At 70.5% G+C, this 23356-nt stretch carries 22 protein-coding genes; 4 read left to right on the top strand and 18 right to left on the bottom strand.

The annotated features are described in order from the left end of the window. Window positions 1-7: 7 nt before the first annotated feature. From HFP48_RS12405 to pgsA, 4 genes are all read right to left on the bottom strand, one after another. Entirely contained in the window at window positions 8-823 is an 816-nt protein-coding gene (locus tag HFP48_RS12405) for a PspA/IM30 family protein (protein ID WP_003935651.1), read from the bottom strand. 194 nt (window positions 824-1017) lie between these two features. Further along, window positions 1018-1416 carry a helix-turn-helix transcriptional regulator gene (locus HFP48_RS12400; protein ID WP_006948280.1) on the bottom strand — a complete coding sequence of 133 codons (399 nt, stop codon included), beginning with the start codon at window positions 1414-1416 and terminating at the stop codon, window positions 1018-1020. 145 nt (window positions 1417-1561) lie between these two features. Continuing rightward, window positions 1562-2062: a CinA family protein gene (locus HFP48_RS12395; RefSeq protein WP_006948281.1), complete on the bottom strand. Its 501-nt coding sequence runs from the start codon at window positions 2060-2062 to the stop codon at window positions 1562-1564. A 4-nt stretch (window positions 2063-2066) separates the two neighbouring features. Next, a complete protein-coding gene (gene pgsA / locus HFP48_RS12390) occupies window positions 2067-2795 on the bottom strand; it encodes a CDP-diacylglycerol--glycerol-3-phosphate 3-phosphatidyltransferase (RefSeq protein WP_102799888.1) in 729 nt (242 codons plus the stop codon). Between the two features lie 60 nt (window positions 2796-2855). Here pgsA and HFP48_RS12385 point away from each other — a divergent pair, with 60 nt between their 5' ends. Both HFP48_RS12385 and HFP48_RS12380 read left to right on the top strand, forming a co-directional pair. After that, entirely contained in the window at window positions 2856-3383 is a 528-nt protein-coding gene (locus tag HFP48_RS12385; protein ID WP_006948283.1) for an amino-acid N-acetyltransferase, read from the top strand. A 40-nt stretch (window positions 3384-3423) separates the two neighbouring features. Continuing rightward, a complete protein-coding gene (locus HFP48_RS12380; RefSeq protein ID WP_006948284.1) occupies window positions 3424-3708 on the top strand; it encodes a YciI family protein in 285 nt (94 codons plus the stop codon). A gap of 26 nt (window positions 3709-3734) precedes the next feature. Here HFP48_RS12380 and HFP48_RS12375 read toward each other — a convergent pair whose 3' ends face one another. The 6 genes from HFP48_RS12375 to thyX all read right to left on the bottom strand — a co-directional run bounded on the left by HFP48_RS12375 (window position 3735) and on the right by thyX (window position 11911). After that, the gene (locus HFP48_RS12375; RefSeq protein ID WP_006948285.1) at window positions 3735-4721 is read right to left on the bottom strand and encodes a TerC family protein; all 987 of its coding nucleotides are present in this window, start codon (window positions 4719-4721) and stop codon (window positions 3735-3737) included. Window positions 4722-4931: 210 nt separating this feature from the next. After that, window positions 4932-7592, bottom strand: a complete 2661-nt coding sequence (locus HFP48_RS12370) for a DNA translocase FtsK (RefSeq protein WP_210432824.1) — start codon at window positions 7590-7592, stop codon at window positions 4932-4934. Between the two features lie 90 nt (window positions 7593-7682). Then, window positions 7683-8306 (bottom strand): TIGR03085 family metal-binding protein, encoded by a 624-nt coding sequence (locus HFP48_RS12365; protein ID WP_029543318.1) that lies wholly within the window; start codon window positions 8304-8306, stop codon window positions 7683-7685. Between the two features lie 77 nt (window positions 8307-8383). Next, a complete protein-coding gene (locus HFP48_RS12360; protein WP_006948291.1) occupies window positions 8384-10201 on the bottom strand; it encodes a ribonuclease J in 1818 nt (605 codons plus the stop codon). Then, window positions 10198-11106 carry a 4-hydroxy-tetrahydrodipicolinate synthase gene (dapA, locus tag HFP48_RS12355; RefSeq protein WP_006948292.1) on the bottom strand — a complete coding sequence of 303 codons (909 nt, stop codon included), beginning with the start codon at window positions 11104-11106 and terminating at the stop codon, window positions 10198-10200. The genes HFP48_RS12360 and dapA overlap by 4 nt, the downstream gene beginning before the upstream one ends. A gap of 49 nt (window positions 11107-11155) precedes the next feature. Next, complete coding sequence (thyX, locus tag HFP48_RS12350) at window positions 11156-11911, bottom strand: FAD-dependent thymidylate synthase (protein ID WP_006948294.1); 756 nt, start codon at window positions 11909-11911, stop codon at window positions 11156-11158. A 116-nt stretch (window positions 11912-12027) separates the two neighbouring features. On the opposite strand from thyX, the gene HFP48_RS12345 reads away from it, so the two are divergent. Beyond that, window positions 12028-12555 carry a toxin-antitoxin system HicB family antitoxin gene (locus tag HFP48_RS12345; protein WP_006948296.1) on the top strand — a complete coding sequence of 176 codons (528 nt, stop codon included), beginning with the start codon at window positions 12028-12030 and terminating at the stop codon, window positions 12553-12555. 60 nt (window positions 12556-12615) lie between these two features. After that, window positions 12616-13053: an SRPBCC family protein gene (locus tag HFP48_RS12340; protein WP_168579563.1), complete on the top strand. Its 438-nt coding sequence runs from the start codon at window positions 12616-12618 to the stop codon at window positions 13051-13053. Window positions 13054-13093: 40 nt separating this feature from the next. On the opposite strand, the gene HFP48_RS12335 is transcribed toward HFP48_RS12340, so the two are convergent. The 8 genes from HFP48_RS12335 to HFP48_RS12300 all read right to left on the bottom strand — a co-directional run bounded on the left by HFP48_RS12335 (window position 13094) and on the right by HFP48_RS12300 (window position 23333). Continuing rightward, on the bottom strand, window positions 13094-13576 hold the full coding sequence (locus HFP48_RS12335) for an NAD(P)H-dependent oxidoreductase (protein ID WP_168579562.1): 483 nt from the start codon (window positions 13574-13576) through the stop codon (window positions 13094-13096). Window positions 13577-13733: 157 nt separating this feature from the next. After that, window positions 13734-14210 (bottom strand): hypothetical protein, encoded by a 477-nt coding sequence (locus HFP48_RS12330; protein WP_168579561.1) that lies wholly within the window; start codon window positions 14208-14210, stop codon window positions 13734-13736. Beyond that, window positions 14207-14962 carry a 4-hydroxy-tetrahydrodipicolinate reductase gene (dapB, locus tag HFP48_RS12325; protein WP_210432823.1) on the bottom strand — a complete coding sequence of 252 codons (756 nt, stop codon included), beginning with the start codon at window positions 14960-14962 and terminating at the stop codon, window positions 14207-14209. The genes HFP48_RS12330 and dapB overlap by 4 nt, the downstream gene beginning before the upstream one ends. A gap of 83 nt (window positions 14963-15045) precedes the next feature. Continuing rightward, window positions 15046-16413: a pitrilysin family protein gene (locus HFP48_RS12320; RefSeq protein WP_029543310.1), complete on the bottom strand. Its 1368-nt coding sequence runs from the start codon at window positions 16411-16413 to the stop codon at window positions 15046-15048. Window positions 16414-16497: 84 nt separating this feature from the next. Continuing rightward, window positions 16498-17229: a respiratory nitrate reductase subunit gamma gene (narI, locus tag HFP48_RS12315; protein WP_029543309.1), complete on the bottom strand. Its 732-nt coding sequence runs from the start codon at window positions 17227-17229 to the stop codon at window positions 16498-16500. Between the two features lie 2 nt (window positions 17230-17231). Beyond that, the gene (gene narJ, locus HFP48_RS12310) at window positions 17232-17930 is read right to left on the bottom strand and encodes a nitrate reductase molybdenum cofactor assembly chaperone (RefSeq protein WP_006948303.1); all 699 of its coding nucleotides are present in this window, start codon (window positions 17928-17930) and stop codon (window positions 17232-17234) included. Further along, a complete protein-coding gene (narH, locus tag HFP48_RS12305) occupies window positions 17927-19603 on the bottom strand; it encodes a nitrate reductase subunit beta (RefSeq protein ID WP_006948304.1) in 1677 nt (558 codons plus the stop codon). The genes narJ and narH overlap by 4 nt, the downstream gene beginning before the upstream one ends. Window positions 19604-19643: 40 nt before the next feature. Further along, complete coding sequence (locus HFP48_RS12300; protein WP_168579560.1) at window positions 19644-23333, bottom strand: nitrate reductase subunit alpha; 3690 nt, start codon at window positions 23331-23333, stop codon at window positions 19644-19646. Window positions 23334-23356: the final 23 nt, after the last annotated feature.

Raw genomic sequence — 23356 nt, 5'->3', positions numbered from 1 at the left:
CCCGGCGCTACTGCGAGCCGGCGCTTCCCGCCGCCGACGGCGGTTCCTTGGTGGGGTTGACCGCGGGGGTCGCGGGTGCCGCCGCGCCGGGCAGCGCCTCGCCCTTCATGGAGGCCCGGATCTGCTCGAGACGGCTGTGGCCGGCCATCTGGACGGTGGCCTGCTGGACCTCGAGCATCCGGCCGTGCACCGAGTTCTGCGCGAGCTCGGCGGATCCGAGCGCGGTGGCGTAACGACGCTCGATCTTCTCGCGGACCGCGTCGAGACTCGGCGTGGTGCCGGGCGCGGCGAGCGTCGAGTCCATCGAGCGCAGGGACTCGCTCACGCGCTCCTGCATCTTGGCCTGCTCGAGCTGGCTGAGCAGCTTGGTGCGCTCGGCCACCTTCTGCTGGAGAGCCATCGCGTTCTGCTCGACGGCCTTCTTCGCCTGCGCCGCGGCCTGCAGCGACTGATCGTGCAGCACCTTCAGATCCTCGACGGACTGCTCGGCGGTCACCAGCTGGGCCGCGAACGCCTCCGCGGCGTTCGTGTACTGGATGGCCTTCTCGGTGTCGCCGGCGGCGTTGGCCTGATCCGCCATGAGCACGGCCTGCCGCGCGCTCGCGTTGAGCTTCTCGACCTCGTCGAGCTGACGGTTGAGTTTCATCTCGAGCTGACGCTGATTGCCGATGACGGACGCGGCCTGCTGGGACAGTGCCTGGTGCTGGCGCTGCGCGTCCTCGATCGCCTGCTGAATCTGGACCTTCGGATCGGCCTTCTCATCGATCTTCGAGTTGAAGAGCGCCATCAGGTACTTCCAACCCTTGACGAACGGATTAGCCATGGGAGTGATCCTGCCTCCATCTGGTACGCCGCGGCGAACGCGACCCGGTGCGCGGCCCTCGCGCACCGTTTCCGGTCGGCCGTGTGATCCCCGCGTACCCGGCCGCCGTGTGTCCCGAGCCACCCCCCGGTGGTGACCCGAATTGTGTCGCTTTCGGCCGCGTCCGGCCAGGCCGGCGCGGTCCGTCCTCCATGTTATGCGGCGGCCAGCGCGCGTGCCGCCGGCGGCGGGATCACCACACGCGTGTCCTGCGCCACGAGCGCCGCGTGCTCGGCGGCGCGGGCGTCCGAGTCCCGGGACTTCGGCTCGGCCCCGAGACCTGCCGCCGCCCCGACCGGGGTCCGGCCGCGGGCGGGAACCGCATCGGCAAGCGACTCGCTGACGTCGAAGAGCACGTCGGACAAGGGGACGTCGAGGGCGTCGCAGATCGCGGCGAGCAGTTCGCTCGACGCCTCCTTGCGCCCGCGTTCGATCTCGGAGAGGTAGCCGAGGCTGACCCGGGCGCTGCTGGAGACCTCACGCAGGGTGCGGCTCTGCGAAACGCGGGTGCGCCGAAGACTGTCACCGATTGCCTCACGCAACAACAGCGCCATCCCATCCTCCTTCGTCCGTCGTCGCTCAACCCGTCAACGCACGACGCACGTCGCCGGGTTCCCGGCTCCCCGCCCGGGCACGAAAACCCTGCCGGGCGCGGCTCCGCACGGGTCCGGCTGCCACCGGTACCGCGGTGTCAAGACACTACATCCCCGCGGCGCCGCGCACGCGGGTGAGTAGGCCCGACACGGCGGCACGGGCAGCCCCGGCCCGGATGTCCCACCGGTCCCCGCGCACCGGCGGGCGGGTGACCACCGTGCCGCCCGGCCCGGCGATCCCGAGATACAGCGTGCCCGGCGGGTGCCCGTCCTGCGGATCCGGTCCGGCCACGCCGGTGATGCCCACGCCCCACGTCGCTCCGCAGCGAGTCGCTGCGCCCTCGGCCAGGGCCGCGGCGGTGGACTCGGAGACCGGCCCGTCCGCCGCGAGCCGTTCCGGGTCCACGCCGCCCAGGGTGGACTTGAGGTCGGTGGCGTAGACGATCAGCCCCCCGCGCAGCACCACGCTGGCGCCGGGTACCCCGGCGATCGTCGCCGCAATCAGCCCGGCCGTGAGTGATTCGGCCGTGGCCACCGTCTGCCGCCGCGCGGCCAGGGTCGCGACCAGGTCCGCGGCCGCGGTGCCGGGAACGAGCGGGTCGGGCACCGCCTCACTCCCCGTGCTGTTGTTCGACGCGGTGCACCCCGGCGCGCAGTCGCGCCGCCTGGACCACGTAGTCGATGCCGGTGCCCACCGTCAGGATCACCGCAAGTCCCATGAGGGCGACGGCGAAGGGCATCGCCGCCTCCGGCAGCGGGAGCAGGTACAGCACGATCGCGAGCGTCTGGACCAGGGTCTTGGCCTTCCCGCCGCGGCTGGCGGGGATCACCGCGTGCCGCAGCACGAAGAAGCGCAGCGCCGTGACGCCGAGCTCGCGGGCCGCGATGATGCCGGTCACCCACCACGACAGGTCACCGAGCAGCGACAGGCCCACGAGGGCGGCGCCGATGAGCGCCTTGTCGGCGATCGGATCGGCGAGCTTGCCGAAATCGGTCACGAGTCCGTACTTGCGGGCGAGCTGTCCGTCGATGCGGTCCGTGATCGCCGCGACGGCGAACACACCCGTCGCGGCGATGCGCCACGCGACGTCGTGACCGTCGCCGACGAACAGCACCAGAAGGAAGACCGGCACCAGAACGATCCGCAGCATGGTGAGGATGTTGGCGATGTTCCACAGCGGGACCGGCTCCGCGGCCGCGGGGGCATGCGGCCCGGGAGCCGCCGCCGCACCGCCGGTTCCGGCCACCTCCGGATGCGGCGCGCTCACGCCGGCCTCCGCGCCACGGACGTCGCCGCAGGACGAGGCGGACCCGGGTCCGCCGGGGCGACACGTGAGCATGGGGATCCGACCGGCACACGGACACAATATCGGTAGAGCGACCGGCTACTGTTCACCACTATGACTTCGCGGACGACGGACCAGGGGACTCACGACCGCATCCTCGTACGACGTGCGCGAACCGGCGACATTCCGGAGATCAAGCGGCTGGTCGACATCTACTCGGGCAAGATCCTCCTGGAGAAGAACCTCGTCACGCTGTACGAGGCCGTGCAGGAGTTCTGGGTGGCCGAGACGGCGGGCACCGTGGTCGGCTGCGGGGCCCTGCACGTGCTGTGGTCCGACCTGGGCGAGATCCGGACCGTCGCGGTGGATCCCCGGGTCAAGGGTCGCGGGGTCGGCCACCTCGTGGTGTCCCGCCTGATCGACGTCGCCCGCGAACTCGAACTCGAACGGCTGTTCGTGCTCACGTTCGAGGTCGAGTTCTTCGGCCGGCACGGATTCACCGAGATCGACGGCACACCCGTCACCGCCGAGGTGTACGCGGAGATGTGCCGCTCGTACGACACCGGTGTCGCCGAGTTCCTGGATCTGAGCTACGTCAAACCGAACACCCTCGGAAACACCCGGATGCTGCTCACGCTCTGAGCCGCCCCCTTCCGCCCACCTGTCACGAATGCGAGGACCCATGCCCCTGTTCGCCGTCGAGTACACCTACTCCGAGGCCACCGCGAGCGGCCGCGACGAGCACCGGCCCGCCCACCGCGGCTGGCTCGGCGAACTCGTCGAGGCCGGGACGGTGCGCGCGACCGGCCCGTGGGCCGACGGGTCCGGCGCACTGATCCTCGTCGAGGCCGCGGACGAGCCCGCGGTGCGGGAGGTCATGGCTCAGGATCCGTTCGCCCGTCAGGGGCTGCTCGACGAGGTCCGGATCACGCAGTGGCTCCCGGTGATGGGCGTCTTCAACGACTGACGCCCGTCACCGGCGCGGCGGGAAGGTCAGGTGAGGTCGGCCTTCTCGCTGCGCGTCTTGAGCAGGCTCGCGACGGTCGTCACCACCAGCACGCCGACGATCACGCCCAGCGACAGCCAGGTCGAGATCTCCGGCACCGCGACGTGCTCACCGCCGTTGACGAACGACAGGGTGTTCTCGTGCAGCGCGTGCAGCACCAGCTTGACGCCGATGAACGCGAGGATCACGGACAGGCCGTAGGACAGGTAGACCAACCGCTCGAGCAGACCGCCGATGAGGAAGAACAGCTGCCGCAGGCCCATCAGGGCGAACGCGTTGGCGGTGAACACCAGGTAGGGCTCGCTGGTGAGGCCGTAGATCGCCGGGATCGAGTCGAGCGCGAACAGGATGTCGGTGAAGCCGATGGCGGCGAGGGCGAGCAGCATCGGGGTGGCGAAGCGCTTGCCGTCGATCCGGGTGAACAGCTTGTCGCCGTGGTACTCGTCGGTGGTCGGGTACACCTTGCGGACCAGCGAGACGATGCGATTCTCCCGCTCCTTCTCGTGCTCGACCTCGTCTCCGTGCTCGCGGATCAGCTTGATCGCGGTGTAGATGAGGAACGCCCCGAACAGGTAGAACACCCAGCTGTAGGCGTTGATGGCCGCGGCACCCACGGCGATGAACGCCCCGCGCATCACGAGCGCCAGGACGATGCCGATCGTGAGCACCTTCTGCTGGTACTCGCGCGGCACCGCGAAGGTCGACATGATGATGACGAACACGAACAGGTTGTCGACGCTGAGGGCCTTCTCGGTGACGTAACCGGCGAAGTACTCACCGCCGTACGTCGGCCCCCAGATCGCGAACACCACGACGCCGAACACCACGGCGAGGCCGATGAACACCGCCGACCAGAAGCCTGACTCGCGCAGCGACGGCGCGTGCGGTTTGCGGACGTGGGCGTAGAAGTCGAAGACGAAGAGCCCGAGAATCACCAGGATGGTGACGATCCAGGTGAGCGGGGTGACATGCATCGGCAGATATTCCTCCGGTAGGTACAGCTAACCACCGGAGGTCTCTCCCACCTCGGATCGCAGCTCGACGGTGCGGCTTCGAGGTCGGCAGCCCCGGAACGACATCGGTGTCGCACGTGTTGACGGAACTGCCGCGGGTTAGGGGATACTCCCCTCCACGTCTCCCATTCAACCACACGCGGGTCGCGGCATCGAACCGTGCCGCCGGCCCTACTCCGCCGGCGCCGGCGCCTCCCCGTCCCCGCCGCCGCGGATCGAGAACAGCAGGCCGTCGAGTTCCTCCGGTTTGACCAGGACCTCCCGCGCCTTGGACCCCTCGCTGGGACCGACGACGCCGCGGGTCTCCATCAGATCCATCAGCCGACCCGCCTTCGCGAAGCCGACGCGCAGCTTGCGCTGCAGCATCGACGTCGAACCGAACTGGCTCGACACCACCAGCTCGACCGCCTGCAGGAGAACGTCGAGGTCGTCACCGATGTCGGGGTCGACGTCCTTCTTCTCGCCCGCCTTCGCCGTCGTGACGCCCTCGGTGTACTCCGGTTCCTTCTGGTTCTTGGCGAAGTCGACGACGGCCGCGATCTCCTCGTCGGTGATGAACGCGCCCTGCATCCGGATCGGCTTGCCGGCGCCCATCGGCAGGAACAGGCCGTCGCCCATGCCGATGAGCTTCTCGGCACCGGGCTGGTCGAGGATGACCCGGGAGTCGGTCAGCGACGACGTGGCGAACGCGAGCCGCGACGGCACGTTCGTCTTGATCAGGCCGGTCACGACGTCCACCGAGGGCCGCTGCGTGGCGAGCACCAGATGGATGCCGGCGGCGCGGGCCTTCTGGGTGATCCGCACGATCGCGTCCTCCACGTCGCGCGGGGCCGTCATCATCAGGTCGGCGAGCTCGTCGACGATCGCCAGGATGTACGGGTAGGGCCGGTAGACGCGCTCGCTGCCGAGCGGCGCGGTGATCTCGCCGGACCTGACCTTGGTGTTGAAGTCGTCGATGTGCCGCACCCGGTTGGCCTGCATGTCCTGGTAGCGCTGTTCCATCTCCTCCACCAGCCACGCGAGGGCGGCGGCCGCCTTCTTCGGCTGGGTGATGATGGGCGTGATCAGGTGCGGGATGCCCTCGTAGGGCGTGAGCTCGACCATCTTCGGGTCGATGAGGATCATCCGGACCTCGTCCGGCGTGGCGCGCACGAGCAGCGACACCAGCATCGAGTTGACGAAGCTCGACTTGCCGGAGCCGGTGGAGCCGGCGACCAGCAGGTGCGGCATCTTCGCCAGGTTCGCGCAGACGAAGTCGCCCTCGATGTCCTTGCCGAGCCCGATCACCAGCGGGTGATGGTCCTTGCGGGTCGACGGTGCGGCGAGCACATCGGCGAGACGCACCAGCTCACGATCCGAGTTCGGGACCTCGATGCCGACCGCGGACTTGCCGGGGATCGGCGCGAGCAGTCGCACGTTGTCGGTGGCCACGGCGTAGGCGATGTTGCGGGCGAGTGCGGTGATCTTCTCGACCTTCACACCCGGGCCGAGTTCCACCTCGTACCGCGTGACCGTCGGGCCGCGGGTGAAGCCGGTGACGGCGGCGTCGATCTTGAACTGCTCGAGCACCTCGGTGATGGCCTCGATCATCTGATCGTTCGCCGAGCTGTGCTGCTTGGGTGGGTCGCCCTCGAGCAGCAGCCCGAGCGACGGCAGGGTGTAGTCGCCCTCGACCACCCGATCGGGCACGAGCGGCTCGAGCTTGTCGTCGGCGGGTGGCTCCTCCGCCGGCGGGACCGGTGCGGGGGCCGCCTTGGGCCGGGTGCGGGCCCGCGGCGGTTCCGGCGCCGGTTCGGGTTCGGGTGCCGGCGACGTGGCGGGCGCCGGATCCGGCTCCCACAGGGGCAGCACCTCGGTGCGGGCGTCGCCGTCGAACTCGTCCGTGGGGTAGTTCTCGACCGGGGTGCGCCGCCGGGTCCGGGTGCGCCGCTCGACGGGATAGCCGTCGGCGTCGAACAGGGTCGGGTCGCGCTCCGGGTCGTAGCCGCCGGCAGCGTCCGGGTCGTACTCGCCGTACTCGTCGTCGGCTCGGTAGTGCAGACCGAAGTAGTCGCGGAACATGCCGGGCAGTTCCCGGATCGTCGTGCCGGTGAGCAGCAGGATCCCGAAGCCGGCCGCCATCAGCAGCAACGGAACCGACAGCCACACCGTCAGACCGTCGGTGAGGGGTCCGCCCACCAGGTAGCCGACGAACCCGGCGCCGCCCTCGCGGCCCGGGCCGTCGTCCGGCATACCCGAGGCGATGTGCCACAGGCCGAGTGCGGGAAGCGCGACGAGCAGCGACCCGAGGACGAGCCGGGGCCGGATCTCCGGCCGCGGCTCGGTGCGCATGAGGACGACGGCGATCACGAGGCCGGCCAGCGGCAGCACCGCGCTGGCGCCGCCGACGACCGCGCGGACTGCGGTCTCGAGCCAGCCCCCGAGCGGGCCACCGACCGCGAACCAGACGGTGCCGGCGACGACGACGCTCGCGGCGATGAGCCCGAGGGCGATGCCGTCGCGGCGGTGGCCGTGCTCGACCTCAGTCACCCTGCCCATCGTGCGAGTGGTGGCGCCCACACCGCGGGCGATCATCGTCCAGCCGCTCCCGATCCCGCGACCGAGCGTGTGCAGGACGCTGCCCCGCGACGAGCGGGCGGGCGCCTTGCGCCGGGGGGTGGTGGCGCGGGCCGGGCGCCGCGCGGCCGGTTGCCGGCGGGTCGTCGGGGCGGGCTTGCGGGTGCTGCTCTTCGTCCGCGACGACGAGCCCGCGGCGGCGGACGAGCCGCGCGCGCCCGACCTCGACCGTGAGGTCGTTGACGACGATCCGCGGGCACCCGACTTTCCTGCCATACCCGTCAGGTTAGTCGCAATGTCCACAACCGAACCATCCGCAACACCGGCATCAGCCGCACGCGGTGGTCACACCGGCGCCGGGACGGATCAGATGCCGCGACCGGATGCGGCGACCTCCGCGACGTCGGCCGCCTCCCCGGACGTCTCGACGCGCACCTCGTCGCGGCCGAACGCATGCAGGAGCAGCTCGGCGGGTTCGCCGCGCAGGACCACGGTGCGCGGCCCGCGACGCCGGACCGTCGCGCGGGTGCCGTCGGGGCGTTCGAACACCACCGTGACGTCGGTGCCGCGATAGCCGCGCCGGCCGACCTGCCGGGCCATCTGCCACAGGCGGTCCTGGGTCGACGGGTCGAGCGGTCGCGGCTCCCACCCGGGCGCGGCGCGCCGCACGTCCTCGTGGTGGACAAACATCTCCGCGGCATTGGCGAGTCCGTCGACGAGGTACAGCGGCGACCAGATCGGCGGTCCGGACTCGATGTCGGCGAGCAGTTGCTCCCACGACCCTCCCGCCGCCTCGGCGCGCACCCGCTCGGTGTGCCCGGCCAGGGGTGGCAGGACGATGCCCGGCATCGTGTCGATCCGGCGTTCGCGGACCACGAGGTGGGCGGCGAGGTCCCGGGCGGTCCAGTCCCCGCACAGGGTGGGGGCGTCGGGACCGGTCTGTGTCATGGTGCGGACGAGTGCGTGTCGTTCGTCACGGGCGAGGCTCACGCGGCCCACTGTAGTGCCGGACCGGTCCGGTAGCGCCGGACCGTCCGGCACGGCAGGGTGCGGTTGCGCCGGCGCGGCTACGCCGGGCCCGGGACGGTGATCACCGTCGGCACGATCATCGGCCGGCGACGGTAGGTGTCGGACACCCAGCGCCCGACGACACGGCGGATCGCCTGGGCGATGCGGTGGGCGTCGTCGATACCCTCGGCGGCGAGCTCGTTGAGGACCTTGTCCACGAGTTGCGCGGCCTCGGAGAGCGCTCCCGGGTCGTCGGAGAAGCCGCGGCCGGACACCCCCGGGGTACTCACGGCGCGACCGTTCTCGTCCACGGCGACGGAGATGGAGATGAAGCCGCCCTCGCCGAGGATCAACCGGTCCGACAGGGTCGATTCGCCGACGTCACCGACGGACAGGCCGTCGACGTAGACGTGGCCGACGGGTACCTGTCCGACGATCTCCGCGAGCCCGTCGACGAGGTCGACGACCACGCCGTCCTCGGCGAGCACGATCCGGTCCCGCGGCACCCCGGTCGCCTCGGCCAGCGCCGCGTTGGCCCGCAGGTGCCGCCATTCGCCGTGCACCGGCATCGCATTCGTCGGGCGCACCGCGTTGTACAGGTACAGCAGCTCGCCCGCGGAGGCGTGGCCGGAGACGTGCACCTTCGCGTTCTGCTGGGTGACGACGGTGGCGCCTCGCTTGGCGAGGCCGTTGACGACCGCGAACACCGAATTCTCGTTGCCCGGGATCAGGGAGGAAGCCAGGATGACGAGATCGTCGGCCTTGATGTTGATCTGGCGGTGCTCGCCGCGCGCCATGCGCGACAGCGCGGACAGCGGTTCACCCTGCGAGCCGGTGGAGATCAGCACGAGCCGGTTGTCGGGCAATGTCGCGGCGGTGTCGAGATCGACGACGAGCCCGTCCGGCACCCGCAGGTAGCCGAGGTCCTGCGCGATCTGCATGTTGCGCACCATCGACCGTCCGACGAAGGCGATGCGGCGGTTGTACCGCCCGGCGACGTCGACGACCTGCTGGATGCGGTGCACGTGGCTGGCGAAGGAGGCGACGATCACGCGCTGGGTGGCCTTGCCGATGACGTTGTCCAGGACGCCGCCGATCTCGCGTTCGGGCATCACGAAGCCCGGCACCTCGGCGTTGGTGGAGTCGACGAGGAACAGGTCGACGCCCTCGTCGCCGAGCCGGGAGAATCCGGCGAGGTCGGTGAGGCGGCCGTCGAGCGGCAACTGGTCGAGCTTGATGTCGCCGGTGTGCAGCACGAGCCCGGCCTCGGTGCGGACGGCGACGGCGAGCGCGTCCGGGATCGAGTGGTTGACGGCGAAGTACTCGCACTCGAACGGGCCGTGCGTGGTCTTGTCCCCCTCGACGACTTCGACGAGGTTGGGCCGCAGCCGGTGCTCGCGGCATTTCGCGGCGACGAGCGCGAGGGTGAACTTCGAGCCCACGACCGGGATGTCGGGACGCAGGCGCAGCAGGAACGGCACCGCCCCGATGTGATCCTCGTGGCCGTGGGTGAGGACGACGGCTTCGACGTCGTCCATGCGGTCCTCGATGTGCCGGAAGTCCGGCAGGATCAGGTCGACGCCGGGCTGCTGGTCCTCGGGGAAGAGCACGCCGCAGTCGATGACGAGGAGCCGGCCCTGATGCTCGAAGACCGTCATGTTGCGGCCGATCTCGCCGATGCCGCCGAGCGCGACGACGCGCAGGCCCTTCGGCGGCGCCTTCGGCGGGGTGCCGAGGCGCCCCGACATGTCCGCCACCTTGCGCGGATCGGGCCGCTGGGTGTTGGCCGAGGTCTGCACGGTCCGGCGCGCGGGCCGGCCGCTGGGCGGTCCGGCGTTGCGGGTGGCGCGGCCCCGGCCGCGCGACGGGCGGCTCACGCGAGCACCCCCGCGGCGTGCAGATCCGCGGCGAGCGCGTCGATCTGCGCAGAGGTCGGCGCCACCTGGGGCAGGCGCGGCTCGCCGACGTCGAGACCCATCAACCGCAGACCTGCCTTCGACGCGCTCACCCCGCCGAGGCGGGAGACGGCGCGCAGGATCGGCATGAGGCTCAGGTTGACCGCGCGGGCGCGGACGAGGTCGCCGGCCTGGAAGGCGTCGTACAGCTCGCGCAGCCGGCCGGGAACGAGATGCCCGATGACACTGACGAATCCGACGGCGCCGACGGACAGCCACGGCAGGTTCAGCGGGTCGTCGCCGGAGTAGAACTTCAGGTCGGTGGTGCCGATGAGCTCGGCACCGGCGTTGAGGTCGCCCTTGGCGTCCTTGACCGCCACGATGCGCGGATGCTCCGCGAGCCGGCGCAGCGTCTCCGTTTCGATCGGCACGACCGAGCGCGGTGGGATGTCGTAGAGCATGACCGGCAGGTCGGTGGCGTTCGCGACGGCCGTGAAGTGGGCGTAGAGCCCGGCCTGCGGCGGCCGCGAGTAGTACGGAGTGACGACGAGCAGGCCGTGGGCGCCGGCCCGCGCGGCGTCGCGGGCGAGTTCGACGCTGTGGGCGGTGTCGTTGCTGCCGGCGCCGGCGATGATCTTCGCGCGGTCCCCCACCGCGGCGAGCACGGCGCGCATCAGCTCGAGCTTCTCGTTCTCGGTGGTGGTCGGCGATTCGCCGGTGGTGCCCGCGAGAACCAGCGCATCGCAGCCGCCGTCGACCAGGTAGGCGGCAAGACGCACACCCGCGTCCACGTCGAGCTTGCCGTCGGCGGTGAACGGGGTCACCATCGCTGTGGCGATGGTGCCGAACGGAAGCTCGACAGCAGAAGCGGAATCACCGTTGGTCATGGTCAGAAGGCTACCGCGTGACGGGGGCTGTTCCACACACACCTGCCGGTCAGGTGTCGGCGGCGAAGGCGCTGGCGGCGACCTCGGAGCCGTCGGGCAGGCGGGTGATAGTGAAGTCGCCGAAGATGTTCGGCGCGGCGTCCTGCAGCTGACGCAGGCACTCGACGGCGAGGCGGCGGATCTCGACGTCGGCGTGCTCGGTCGCGCGCATGGCCACGAAGTGCCGCCAGGACCGGTAGTTGCCGGTGACGACGACGCGGGTCTCGGTGGCGTTGGGCAGCACCGATCGCGCGGCCTCGCGGGCCTGTTTCGCGCGGATCGGCCCCTCGGGCAGGTGGGACAGTTTCGCGTCGAGCGCGTCGAGCAGTTCGATGTACGCGGCCCGGCTGGACTCGGCGGCGGCGAGGAACAGTTCCTCGAGCCGCGGATCCCCCGCCACGGCCGGCGGGACCACGACCGGCGCGTCGCTGCCGCGGACGAACCGCTGGGACAGCTGGGAATAGGAGAAGTGCCGGTGCCGGATGAGTTCGTGGGTGCACGACCGGGAGATGCCGGTGATGTAGAAGCTCACCGAACCGTGCTCGAGCACGGACAGGTGCCCGACGGTGAGCAGGTGGCGTAGGTACCCGGCGTTCGTGGCCGTGCGCGGGTTGGGCTTGGACCAGCTCTGGTAGCAGGCCCGGCCGGCGAACTCGGCGAGTGCCTCCCCGCCGTCGGCGTCGGTCTCCCAGGGCACGTCGGCGGGCGGGACGAACTCGGTCTTGGCCACCAGCCTGACCTTCAGCGTGACGGGCTCGGGCGCCATCGGTTCTCCTCCAGGTTGTCGATCCAGTCGAACCGTAGCGCCGCCGCGGGCGGCACCGGACGCGGGCCGCGTGTTGACGTCTTGACTGACATCATCGTTGACATCAGTATGGCGTCATGAACCTGGACCCGTACCTGGACGCGATCACCGAGTCCCTCGTCGCCGCCGCGGAGCTCGGCGACGAACAGACCCGCCGGACCGCGGCAGCCCTCGCCACAGCGGTCGCCGCGCCCGCCCGCCTGGCCGTGCTGCGGGCACTGTCGGACATGGCGGCGGAGGTCTCGAAGGAGCTCGGCGACCGGGTGGTCACCGTGCGTCTCGACGGCAGCGCGGCGGTGCTCGAGGTGCACACGGATGCGCCCACCGAAACCACAGGCACCGCAACGACTTTCGAGGACGTCACCGGGGACATCAGCCGGGTGACGCTGCGCCTCGTCGAGCAGATCAAGGCACGCGCCGAGGAGGCGGCGGCCCAGAACGGCGTGTCACTGAACTCGTGGGTGTCGCAGGCCGTCCAGGGGGCGCTGCGCGAGCAGATGCGGTATCAGCGCCGCGCCGACGAGCGCGCCGCGACGCGTCGCGCCGAGGAGACCGGGCCCGGCCCGTCCGCTACGTCGGAACCGTCCGAGCGCGAGGACGGTTGAGCGGGAGGCCGTGCGGTACATTGCCGACGCACGTCACCCGAAAGACGAGGAAGTGAGCCCATGGCCGTCAGCAGTTCCAGCAGTTTCGAGATCAAGGCCGACCCGGGTCGCGTGATGGCGGGAATCGCCGCGGTCGACCGGCTGCCGGAGTGGTCCGGGCCCCACAAGACCGTCGTCGTCGAGACCACCCACCCGGACGGCCGCCCGCACCGCGTGCGCATGACCGTCTCCATCATCGGTCTCCACGACGAGCAGGTGGTGGACTACTACTGGAACGGCGACGAATCGATGTCCTGGACCCTGGTCGAGAGCCACCAGCAGCACCAGCAGAACGGCACCTACACCCTCACCGCCACCGAGAGCGGCACCCGCGTCGACTTCACCCTCACGATCGATCCGAAGATCCCGCTGCCCGGCTTCATGGTCAAGAAGGCGCAGAAGATGGCGATGGAGACCGCCGAGCGGGGCCTGACGAAGTTCGTCGAGCAGCAGCTCTGACGCACCGCGCGGTGTCCGGTGCCTGCGACGTCCCGGACGGTCAGCACTCCTCCGACACGGACACCGCGACGGTCGCCCCGAGTTCGTAGCAGCGTTCACGGACCTTTGCGTCGATCGGCCCGGTGATCTCGAGATCCTCCGTGACCTGCGCCAAGGCGAGCCCGGTGACGAGTTTGCGCACCGAGGCGACGGCGCCCGCGGTGTCGTTGTTGCCGTGTACCCACAACCCGTACGGCCGGCCCGCGACGGCGTCGAGGCACGGGTAGTAGACGGTGTCGAAGAAGTGCTTGAGTGCCCCCGACATGTATCCGAAGTTCGCGGTGGTGCCGAACACGTAACCGTCGGCGGCGAGCACGTCCGGCACGGTCGCGCCCAGCGCCGGCACCGTCCGCACCCGCACGCCCACGATGTCGGGGTCACGCGCCCCGGCCAGCACCGCCTCGAGCAGTTCGCGGGTCGACGGGGACGGAGTGTGGTGGACGACGAGCAGAGTGCGCTCACCGTCGGCGGGGGCCTCGTTCACACCCTGCAGGGTACGTCGCCGACCGATCGGTGTCCCTGCCCCGCAACGACAACCGCAACCGCGGTCAGGCTTCGGCCGGGGCGTGGACCGAGCGAATGTATCGCCCGCTACCGCTGAGGAGATGAACGATACATTCGCTCGACGCCGGGGCGCATGATCAATCGGCGGACTGCGGGCGCTCGAGCTTCTCGAGCGCGACGGCCCGGCGCATGGTCTCCCGGGCCCGGCCGCGGTCGCCGGCGTAGTCGTACGCGCGGGCGAGACGGTAGGAGTTGCGCCAGTTGTCCGGGTCGGCCTCCCACTCCTTCTTGACCCGCGCGAACAGGGCGTCGGCGGCGTCGCGGTCGATCCGGCCCGACGGCCGGCGCGGCAGGTCGCGCACGTCGAGTTCGAGGCCCTCCTCGTGGATCCGCCGGGACAGGTGCTGGTGCTGGAAACCGGCCCGCACGGTGGCGTAGACGATCCACACGCCCACCAACGGCAGCAGCAGCACGCCGATGCCGAGCCCGACGGCCGCGGCGTTGCCGGAGCGCACCAGTTCGAGCCCGCGCCCGCCGAGCAGCACGAAGTAGAACCCCAGCGCGACGACGATGAAGGCGATCGGCGCGAGGACCTTGACCAGGTCGCCCCTCACAGGTCGAGGAGGGGGTCGATGCCGACGGTGAGGCCGGGCCGGCCCCCGATCTCGCGCACGCCGAGCAGCACGCCGGGCGCGAAGGAGGACCGGTCGATCGAGTCGTGGCGGATGGTCAGGGTCTCGCCCTGGGTGCCGAGCAACACCTCCTGGTGTGCGACGAGCCCGGCCAGACGCACGGAGTGCACCCGCACCCCCTCCACGTCGGCGCCGCGGGCACCCTCGAGTTCGGTGCTGGTGGCGTCGGGGCTGCGGCCCACACCGGCCGCGGTGCGGGCCTGCGCGATGAGCGCCGCGGTGCGGTAGGCCGTGCCCGACGGCGCGTCCGCCTTGTTGGGGTGGTGCAGCTCGATGACCTCGACGGAGTCGAAGAACCGCGCGGCGGCCTGCGCGAAGCGCATCGACAGCACGGCACCGATCGCGAAGTTCGGCGCGATCAGGACGCCGACCTCCGGCTGCGCGGCCAGCCAGCCGCGGACCCGGTCCAGTCGTGCGTCGTCGAATCCGGTAGTGCCGACGACGGCGTGGATGCCGTGCTCGACGAGGAACTGCAGGTTGCCCATCACCACATCGGGGTGGGTGAAGTCCACCACCACCTGTGCCCGGGAGGCGACGAAGTCGTCGAGGCTGTCGCCCCGGTCGACCGCGGCAACGAGCTCGAGGTCGGCGGCCGCCTCGACGGCCGCGCAGATCGCCTGCCCGACCTTGCCCTTGGCGCCGAGCACACCCACCCGAATTGCTGCTGCGTTCACTTGACTCTCCACGCTTCCTCGTCCGATCGCCGTCCCGCAGCAGCCTACGCAACCGGACGACCTCGACCGTGCTCAGCCCGCGGTCACGCGACGAGGACGCGCACCGAGGCGGGCAGGTCCCGGGGCCGGCGGTACGGTCCGGCGACGGCCGCGGCGAACGGCCGGTGCAGCAGCTCGGCGGCGACGGCGCGGACCTCCGCCGCACTCACCGACGAGATCCGCTCGAGCGTCTCGGTGACGCTCCAGTGCGTGCCGTAGCTCAGTTCGCTGCGTCCGATCCGGTTCATCCGGGCCCCGGTGTCCTCGAGGCCGAGGACCAGAGCCCCGCGCAGCGAACCCTTGGCGCGGGCGCACTCGGCCTCGGTGACGCCGTTCTCGGCGACATCGGCGAGCACCTCGCGGACGAGCGCGGCGACCTCACCGAGGTTCTCGGGCTGGCAGCCGGCGTAGACGGAGAACGCGCCGGTGTCGGCGAACGTGTCCACACCCGAGTACACCGAGTAGGCGAGGCCGCGCTTCTCCCGGATCTCCTGGAACAGCCGTGAGCTCAAGCCGCCGCCGACGGCGGTGTTGAGCACCGACAGCGCCCAGCGCCGGTGGTCGTGGCGGCCGAAGGATCGCACGCCGACCGCCAGGTGGGCCTGCTCGCCGTCGCGGTCGGTGATGCTCAGCGTCGGCGTCGTACGCAGGCGGAGACTGCCCTCGCGGCGCGGGGCGGCGGTCGTGGCGGGGTCGAGGTGCCCGGCGAACGCGCGACGGACCAGTTCCACGGTGTGGTCGTGATCGACATTGCCGGCGACGGCGACGACCATGCGGTCCGGCGTGTACCGCCGCACGTGGAACGAGTGCAACTGGGTGCGGGTCATCGCCTCGATCGATTCGACCGAGCCGATGATCGGACGGCCGATCGGGTGGTCGCCGTACAGGGCGGTGAGGAACGCGTCGCCGAGCAGATCCTCGGGATCGTCGTCGCGCATTGCGATCTCCTCGAGGACGACCTGCCGTTCGACGTCGACGTCGGCGCTGCGGCAACGGCCGCGCAGCACGACGTCGGCGACGAGGTCGACGGCCAGGGGCAGATCGTCGTCGAGCACGTGGGCGTAGAAGCAGGTGTGCTCCTTCGCGGTGAACGCGTTGAGCTCGCCGCCGACCCCGTCGACGAGTTCGGCGATGTCGAGCGCGGTCCGGGTCGGGGTGGCCTTGAACAGCAGGTGCTCGAGGAAGTGGGCGGCACCGGCGACGGAGGGCTGCTCGTCGCGGGAGCCGACGCCCACCCAGACGCCGACGGCGGCCGAGCGCACGCCGGGCACGTGCTCGGTGACGACGCGGAGCCCCCCGGGCAGGTGGGTGCGCCGAACCCCGGAGTCGGGCTCGGTGGGTGCCGACGCGGAGGCGACGACGGACGAAACGGCGGCGGACGGAGCGGCGGCGGAGCGGCGGGTGGCGGCCATGAAGATGTTCGACGGTCCTACAGGCGAGTGGGTGTGCTGGACGGAACATCTCACACTACACGCGCCGCCGCGCACCCCTTCCGGTCACCACCCGCGGCGGTGCGGCCGCGACCCGACCAGCTGCCCCTTGGGGGCGACGTCCCTGCTGCGGTAGACCACGTAGGGGCGGAACAGGTATCCGACGGGTGCGCTGAAGGCGTGCACCAGGCGGGTGAACGGCCACAGCGCGAACAGGGCCAGGGCGATCAGCGCATGGAGCTGGAACGACAGGGGTGCCTGCACCATGAGGTCGCCGCGCGGCTGCAGGATCCAGATGGAGCGGAACCACGGCGAGACGGTCTCGCGGTAGTTGTGCTCCTCCCCCACCACACCCGAGCCCATCAGGGTCGTGGCGAGTCCCGCGACGATCGCGGCGACGAGCACCACGTACATCAGCTTGTCGTTGGCGGTGGTGGCCATGAAGACCGGTCCGCGGGTGCGGCGGCGGTAGATCAGCAACAGGATCCCGACGAGGGTGGCGATCCCGGCGACGGTGCCCAGCGTCACCGCCTGCACGTGGTACGCGTGCTGGCTCAGACCGATCGCATCGGTCCACGACTGCGGGATGAGCAGACCGATGACGTGCCCCACGATCACCACGAGGATGCCGAAGTGGAACATCGGGCTGGCGATGCGCAGCAGCTTGCTCTCGTAGAGCTGCGACGAGCGGGTGGTCCAGCCGAACTTGTCGTAGCGGTAGCGCCACCACGTGCCGACGACCACCACGGCGATGGTGACGTACGGCACGACGTCCCAGAAGATCTCCCCTGCGGACATGGTCAGTCGACTCCTTCGGCTCGGGTCTGGGCCGAGACGGTTGCGGTCCGGCGCGGTGGGACGGTGAGGGTGAACGGTTCGAGGCCGATCGCCTCGGCCGGCGGCCCGGCCTCCGCGAGCTGCCGGGCGCGGCGCTCTTCCTGATCGCCGACCGGGGGCAACGTCGCGCACACCGCCTCGATCGCCGCCGCATACGGGGAATCGCGTTCGCCGAGCGCGACCCGGAGCACGTCGATCGGGATGCGGTGCGCGGCGAGCAGGTGCTCCCCCGCGTCCGGGTCGACGGTCGCGGCGAATTCGAGCACCACCGGGAGGTGATCGGGCGCCTCCCCGGGCGGCGGCTCCGCGCCGGCGTCGCGGTAGGCCTGCGCGAACGCGTGGATCGCCGCGCCCCGGTTGCGGGTGTCGCCGCCGGTCCAGTACGTGAGGTACATCGTCGAGCGCCGGCGCATGTCGAACGTGTCGACGTAGTCGGCCTGCGCGGCGAAGGGATCGCCGTCGCGCAGGGCGGCGAGGGTCCGGCCCAGCAGCTCCGCCGGTTCCCCGGTGATGTGCCCGAGAAGCCGGTCGACGGTCGCGAGACGGGACGGCAGTCGCTCGTCGGGGTACGCCAGCAGCAGCGACGCCGCCTGCCGGATCAGCCGGTGCTGCAGGTGCCGCGATGCGGTGTCGCGCGCGCCACGGCGCAGCAGCCCCCTCATCGCCCGCTCCCCCGGTTCTCGACTCGATGCCCGGCCGGGAACAGGCCCTGGGGCACGCCCTTGCCGTCCCAGTTGAGCAGGTTCACGCGGGAGGGATTCGACGCGTTCGCCGCCATCCCCTCGGAGGTCTGCCGCTGCCGGAGCGCGTGGAAGGTTTCCACCGCGACGGGAACGGGACCTCCGCTGGCCTCGCCGAACGGCCCGGAGTCGTACATGCCGGGGCCGCCCTCGAACGACAACGCGCAGTCGGTGGCGGATTCCTCGAGCTGGTGGCCTTCGGCCGCGTAGGCGGTCGGGATCACGTACCGCTCGTCGTACTTGGCAAGGGCGAGCAATCGGTACATCTCGTACATCTGCTCCTCGGTCATGCCGACGGCGTCGGGGATGTCCGGCCGCGTATCCCGGCCCAGGTTGATGTCGCGCATGTACGAGCGCATCGCGGCGAGCCGGTGCAGCACCGCTTCGACGGCGTCGGTGTCGCCCGCCGTGAACAGTCCCGCCAGGTACTCGATCGGGATGCGCAGCGATTCGAGCGCACCGAACAGGTTCCCGATGTCCTCGCCGTCGTGGCCGTCGCGGGTCACGGCGTCGACGACCGGCGAGAGCGGCGGCACGTACCAGACCATCGGCATCGTGCGGTACTCCGGGTGCAGCGGCAGCGCAACCCGATACGTGTTGATCAGCGCGTACACGGGCGACCGCTGGGCGGCCTCGATCCACTCGTCGGAGATGCCCTCGGCGCGGGCGCCGGCGATCACCTCCGGGTCGTGGGGGTCGAGCAGCACCTGCCGCTGTGCCTCGTAGAGGTCCTTCTCGTCCTCGACGGACGCGGCCTCGAGCACCCGGTCGACGTCGTAGAGCACGAGCCCGATGTACCGCAGCCGGCCCACGCAGGTTTCCGCGCACACGGTGGGCAGGCCTACCTCCACGCGCGGATAGCACAGCGTGCACTTCTCGGCCTTGCCGGTCTTGTGGTTGAAGTACACCTTCTTGTAGGGGCAGCCGGACACGCACATCCGCCAGCCGCGGCAGCGGTCCTGGTCGACGAGAACGATGCCGTCCTCGACACGCTTGTACATCGCTCCCGAGGGGCACGACGAGACGCACGACGGATTCAGGCAGTGCTCGCAGATACGCGGCAGGTAGAACATGAAGGTCTGTTCGAGTTCGAGCCGGACCTGCTCGCCGACCTTCTTCAGCACCGGGTCGGCGGGGACGATCTCCGGCGAGCCGCCGAGGTCGTCGTCCCAGTTCGCCGACCATTCGACCTTCATCGGCTTGCCGCTGATCAGGCTGCGCGGCGGCGCCACGGGGATCTGGTCGCCGAGCGGCGCGGTGGTGAGGTTCTCGTAGTCGTAGGTCCACGGTTCGTAGTAGTCGCCGATCGCCGGCATCTTCGGGTTCGAGAAGATCCGGAACAGCTTGTTCCACCGGCCGCCGTCGCGCAGCCGCAGCCGGCCGTTCCGGTCGCGGATCCATCCGCCGCGCCAGCGTTCCTGGTCCTCGTACATACGGGGATATCCCAGGCCGGGCCGGGTCTCGACGTTGTTGAACCACACGTATTCGGTGCCGGAGCGGTTGGTCCAGGCCTGTTTGCAGGTGACCGAGCACGTGTGGCAGCCGATGCACTTGTCGAGGTTCATGACCATCGCCATCTGGGCCATCACCTTCATGCCGGCCTCGCTTCCCGGATCGTGGTCGTGGGCGTCGACATCAGTACGTGACCTCCTGCGACCGGCGGCGTACGACCGTCACCTCGTCGCGTTGATTTCCGGTGGGGCCGAGGTAGTTGAACGCGAACGACGTCTGCGCGTAGCCACCCGCCAGGTGGGTGGGCTTGATCAGGATCCTCGTGAGCGAGTTGTGGATGCCGCCGCGGGTGCCGGTGGTCTCGGTGAGCGGCACGTCGATGGTGCGTTCCTGCGCGTGGTAGACGTACACGACGCCGTCGGGCATGCGGTGCGAGACGATCGCGCGGCACACCACGACGCCGTTGCGGTTGACGGCCTCGACCCAGTCGTTGTCACGCACCGAGATCTTCGCCGCGTCCCCCGGGCTCATCCACATGGTCGGACCGCCCCGCGAGAGGGACAGCATGAACAGGTTGTCCTGGTACTCGGAGTGGATCGACCACTTCGAGTGCGGGGTGAGGTACCGCACGGTCAGTCCGACGCCGTCGCCGCTGCCCACGGCGGGCTCGCCGAACAGGCGCGACATGTCCAGCGGCGGACGGTAGGTCGGCAACTGCTCGCCGAGTTCCTCGATCCAGTCGTGATCGACGTAGAAGTGCATGCGGCCGGTGAGCGTGTGAAACGGTTTGAGTTCCTCGATGTTCACCGTGAACGGCGCGTAGCGGCGCCCGCCGGTCTCGCTGCCGGACCATTCCGGGCTGGTGATCACCGGGACCGGCCGGGCCTGGGTGTCTGCGTAGGTGATGCGGCGTTCCTCGCTGCCCTCGGCGAGGTGCACGAGCCGGCGGCCGGTGCGCTTCTCGAGTTCACGGAAGCCCTCGACGGCGAGCCGGCCGTTCGAGGTGCCCGACAGCGCGAGGATGACATCGGCCATCCGTTCGGCGCTCGTGACCGCCGGGCGGCCTTCCCCGGCACCGGAATTCATCACACCGAACGTCGCGGCGAGCTCCGCGACCTCCTGCACCGGACGTGTCGTGACGCCCTTGGTGGTCAGGCCGAGGGTGTCGACGAGCGGCCCGAGGGTCGACCATTTGTCGGCGATCGCGGTGTAGTCCCGTTCGACCACCGCGAGCGGGCCCATGGTCCGGCCCGGCACCGGCACCTCCCCGGTGACGCGCCAATCCTTCTCCGTGCCCGACGGATACGCCATCGCGCCCGGCGTGTCGTGCTGCAGTGTGCCGAGCACGATGTCGGTGCGGGTTCCGAGGTGCTTCGCCGCCAGCGCGCTGAACACCTTCGCGATGGCGCCGAAGGCCTCGTAGTCGGAACGCGTTTCCCACGGCGGGTCGATCGCGGGACTGAAGGCGTGGATGTAGGGGTGCATGTCGGTGCTCGACAGGTCGCCCTTCTCGTACCACGTCGCGGCAGGCAGCACCACGTCGGAGAACAGCGTGGTCGACGTCATCCGGAAGTCGATCGACATCAGCAGGTCGAGCTTGCCCTCGGGCAGGTCGTCCGGCCAGGCGACGTCGTGCGGGCGCAGGTCCGGACCGGTCGGCACGCCCTGGATGTTCGAGTCGGTCCCGAGCAGGTGCCGCAGGAAGTACTCGTTGCCCTTGCTGGACGAGCCGAGCAGGTTGGACCGCCACACGTTGAGCACCCGCGGCCAGTTGCGCGGGTTGTCCGGGTCGGTGACCGACAGTTTCACCTCGCCGCTCGCGAGTTTCCGGGCGACGTACGCGGGGATGCCCACGCCCGCAGCCCGCGCCTCGTCGGCGATCTCGTGGGTGTTGCGGTCGAACTGCGGGTAGAACGGGGTCCACCCCATCGCGACCGCGGAGGTCATCACGTCCATCGTGTGCTTGTCCCGGAACCGGCCGCGGCCCAGCGGGCTCGCCAGCGCGTCGGCGCGGTACCCGTCGTAGCGCCACTGGTCGGTGTGGACGTACCAGTACGACGTACCGGCCATCTGCCGCGGCGGCCGGCTCCAGTCGGTGCCCATCGCCATCGCAGCCCAGCCGGTGACGGGCCGGCACTTCTCCTGCCCGACGTAGTGGGCCCAGCCACCCCCGTTGCGGCCCATCGACCCGGTGAGAAGGAGCAACGCCAGCACCGCCCGGTAGGTCGCGTCACCATGGAACCACTGGCAGATGCCGGCACCCATGATGATCATCGACCGGCCGCCGGATTCCTCCGCGTTGCGCGCGAACTCTTTCGCGATCCGGATCGCCTGGGCGGCGGGAACTCCCGTGATGCCTTCCTGCCACGCCGGGGTGTAGGGGACGGCGGGATCGTCGTAGCCGGTCGGCCACACGCCCGGTAGGCCCGGACGGGAGACGCCGTACTGCGCAAGCATGAGGTCGAACACGGTGCACACCAGGTGTCCTCCGACGCGCCGCACCGGCACTCCGCGCTCGATGCTCGCCCCGTGCCCGTCGACCGTGTCGAAGCTCGGCAGGTGCACCGTCACCGCGTCCTCGCCGGCGATGCCGCCGGGATGCGCGACGGTCAGTGCCGGCACGAGGTCGCCCAGATCGAGGTTCCACTTGCCGATGCCGTCGTCGCCGTACCGGTAGCCGAGCGAACCGTGCGGAACCGCCACGGTGTCGGTCGCACCGTCGAGCAGCGCCGGCTTGAACGCCGCGTTCTCCACGTCCCGACCGAGGTCGGCCGCGGTGAGGTTCTTGCCCGGGACGAGCCGGCCGTCGCGTTCCTCGAGTTTCACGAGGAACGGCAGGTCGGTGTACTGCCGGACGTAGTCGACGAAGAAGGGGACCCGCTGCTCGACGTAGAACTCGGTCAGCAGCACGTGGCCCATCGCCATCGCCAGCGCGCCGTCGGTGCCCGCCGCGCACGGCATCCATTCGTCGGCGAACTTCGTGTTGTCGGCGTAGTCGGGACTCACGGTCACGACCTTCGTGCCGCGGTAGCGGACCTCGGCCATCCAGTGCGCGTCGGGTGTGCGCGTGACCGGCACGTTCGATCCCCACATCATGAGGTAGGCCGCGTCCCACCAGTCGCCGGATTCGGGCACGTCGGTCTGGTCCCCGAACACCTGCGGAGAGGCGACGGGAAGGTCGGCGTACCAGTCGTAGAAGGACGTCATGACGCCGCCGATCAGCTCGACGAACCGGGAACCGGCAGCGAAGGACACCATCGACATCGCGGGGATCGGCGAGAAGCCGGCCACCCGGTCGGGGCCGTATTCCCGGACGGTGTGCACGTGCGCCGCCGCAATCAGCTCGGTCGCCTCGGCCCACGTCACCCGGACCAGGCCGCCCTTGCCGCGGGCCCGCTGGTAACGGCGGCGCCGTTCGGGATCGCCCTGGATGTCGGCCCACGCCAGAACGGGATCGCCGAGCCGCGCCCTGGCCTCGCGGTACATCTCGACGAGCGCGCCGCGGGCGTACGGGTAGCGCACCCGCGTCGGCGAGTACGTGTACCACGAGAACGCAGCGCCGCGGGGACAGCCGCGCGGTTCGTACTCGGGGCGGTCGGGCCCCACCGTGGGGTAGTCGGTTTCCTGCGTCTCCCACGTGATGATCCCGTCCTTGACGTAGATCTTCCACGAACACGAACCGGTGCAGTTGACGCCGTGGGTGGACCGGACCACCTTGTCGTGACTCCACCGGTCCCGGTAGAAGATGTCGCCTTCGCGTCCGCCGCGGCGGGTGACGGTCCGGCCGTCGTCGGAGGCGTCACCCGGGACGAAGAACCGCCCGCTGCGCCGCAGCAGGTCCTCGACCGGGCCGCCGGTGTGGTGGATGGTCACATGCACTCCTTCGGGACGGAATC

Source organism: Rhodococcus sp. DMU1 (assembly GCF_012272955.1).
GTDB classification, from domain to species: Bacteria; Actinomycetota; Actinomycetes; order Mycobacteriales; family Mycobacteriaceae; genus Rhodococcus; species Rhodococcus aetherivorans.
This window is presented reverse-complemented; position numbering and strand designations above follow the sequence as displayed.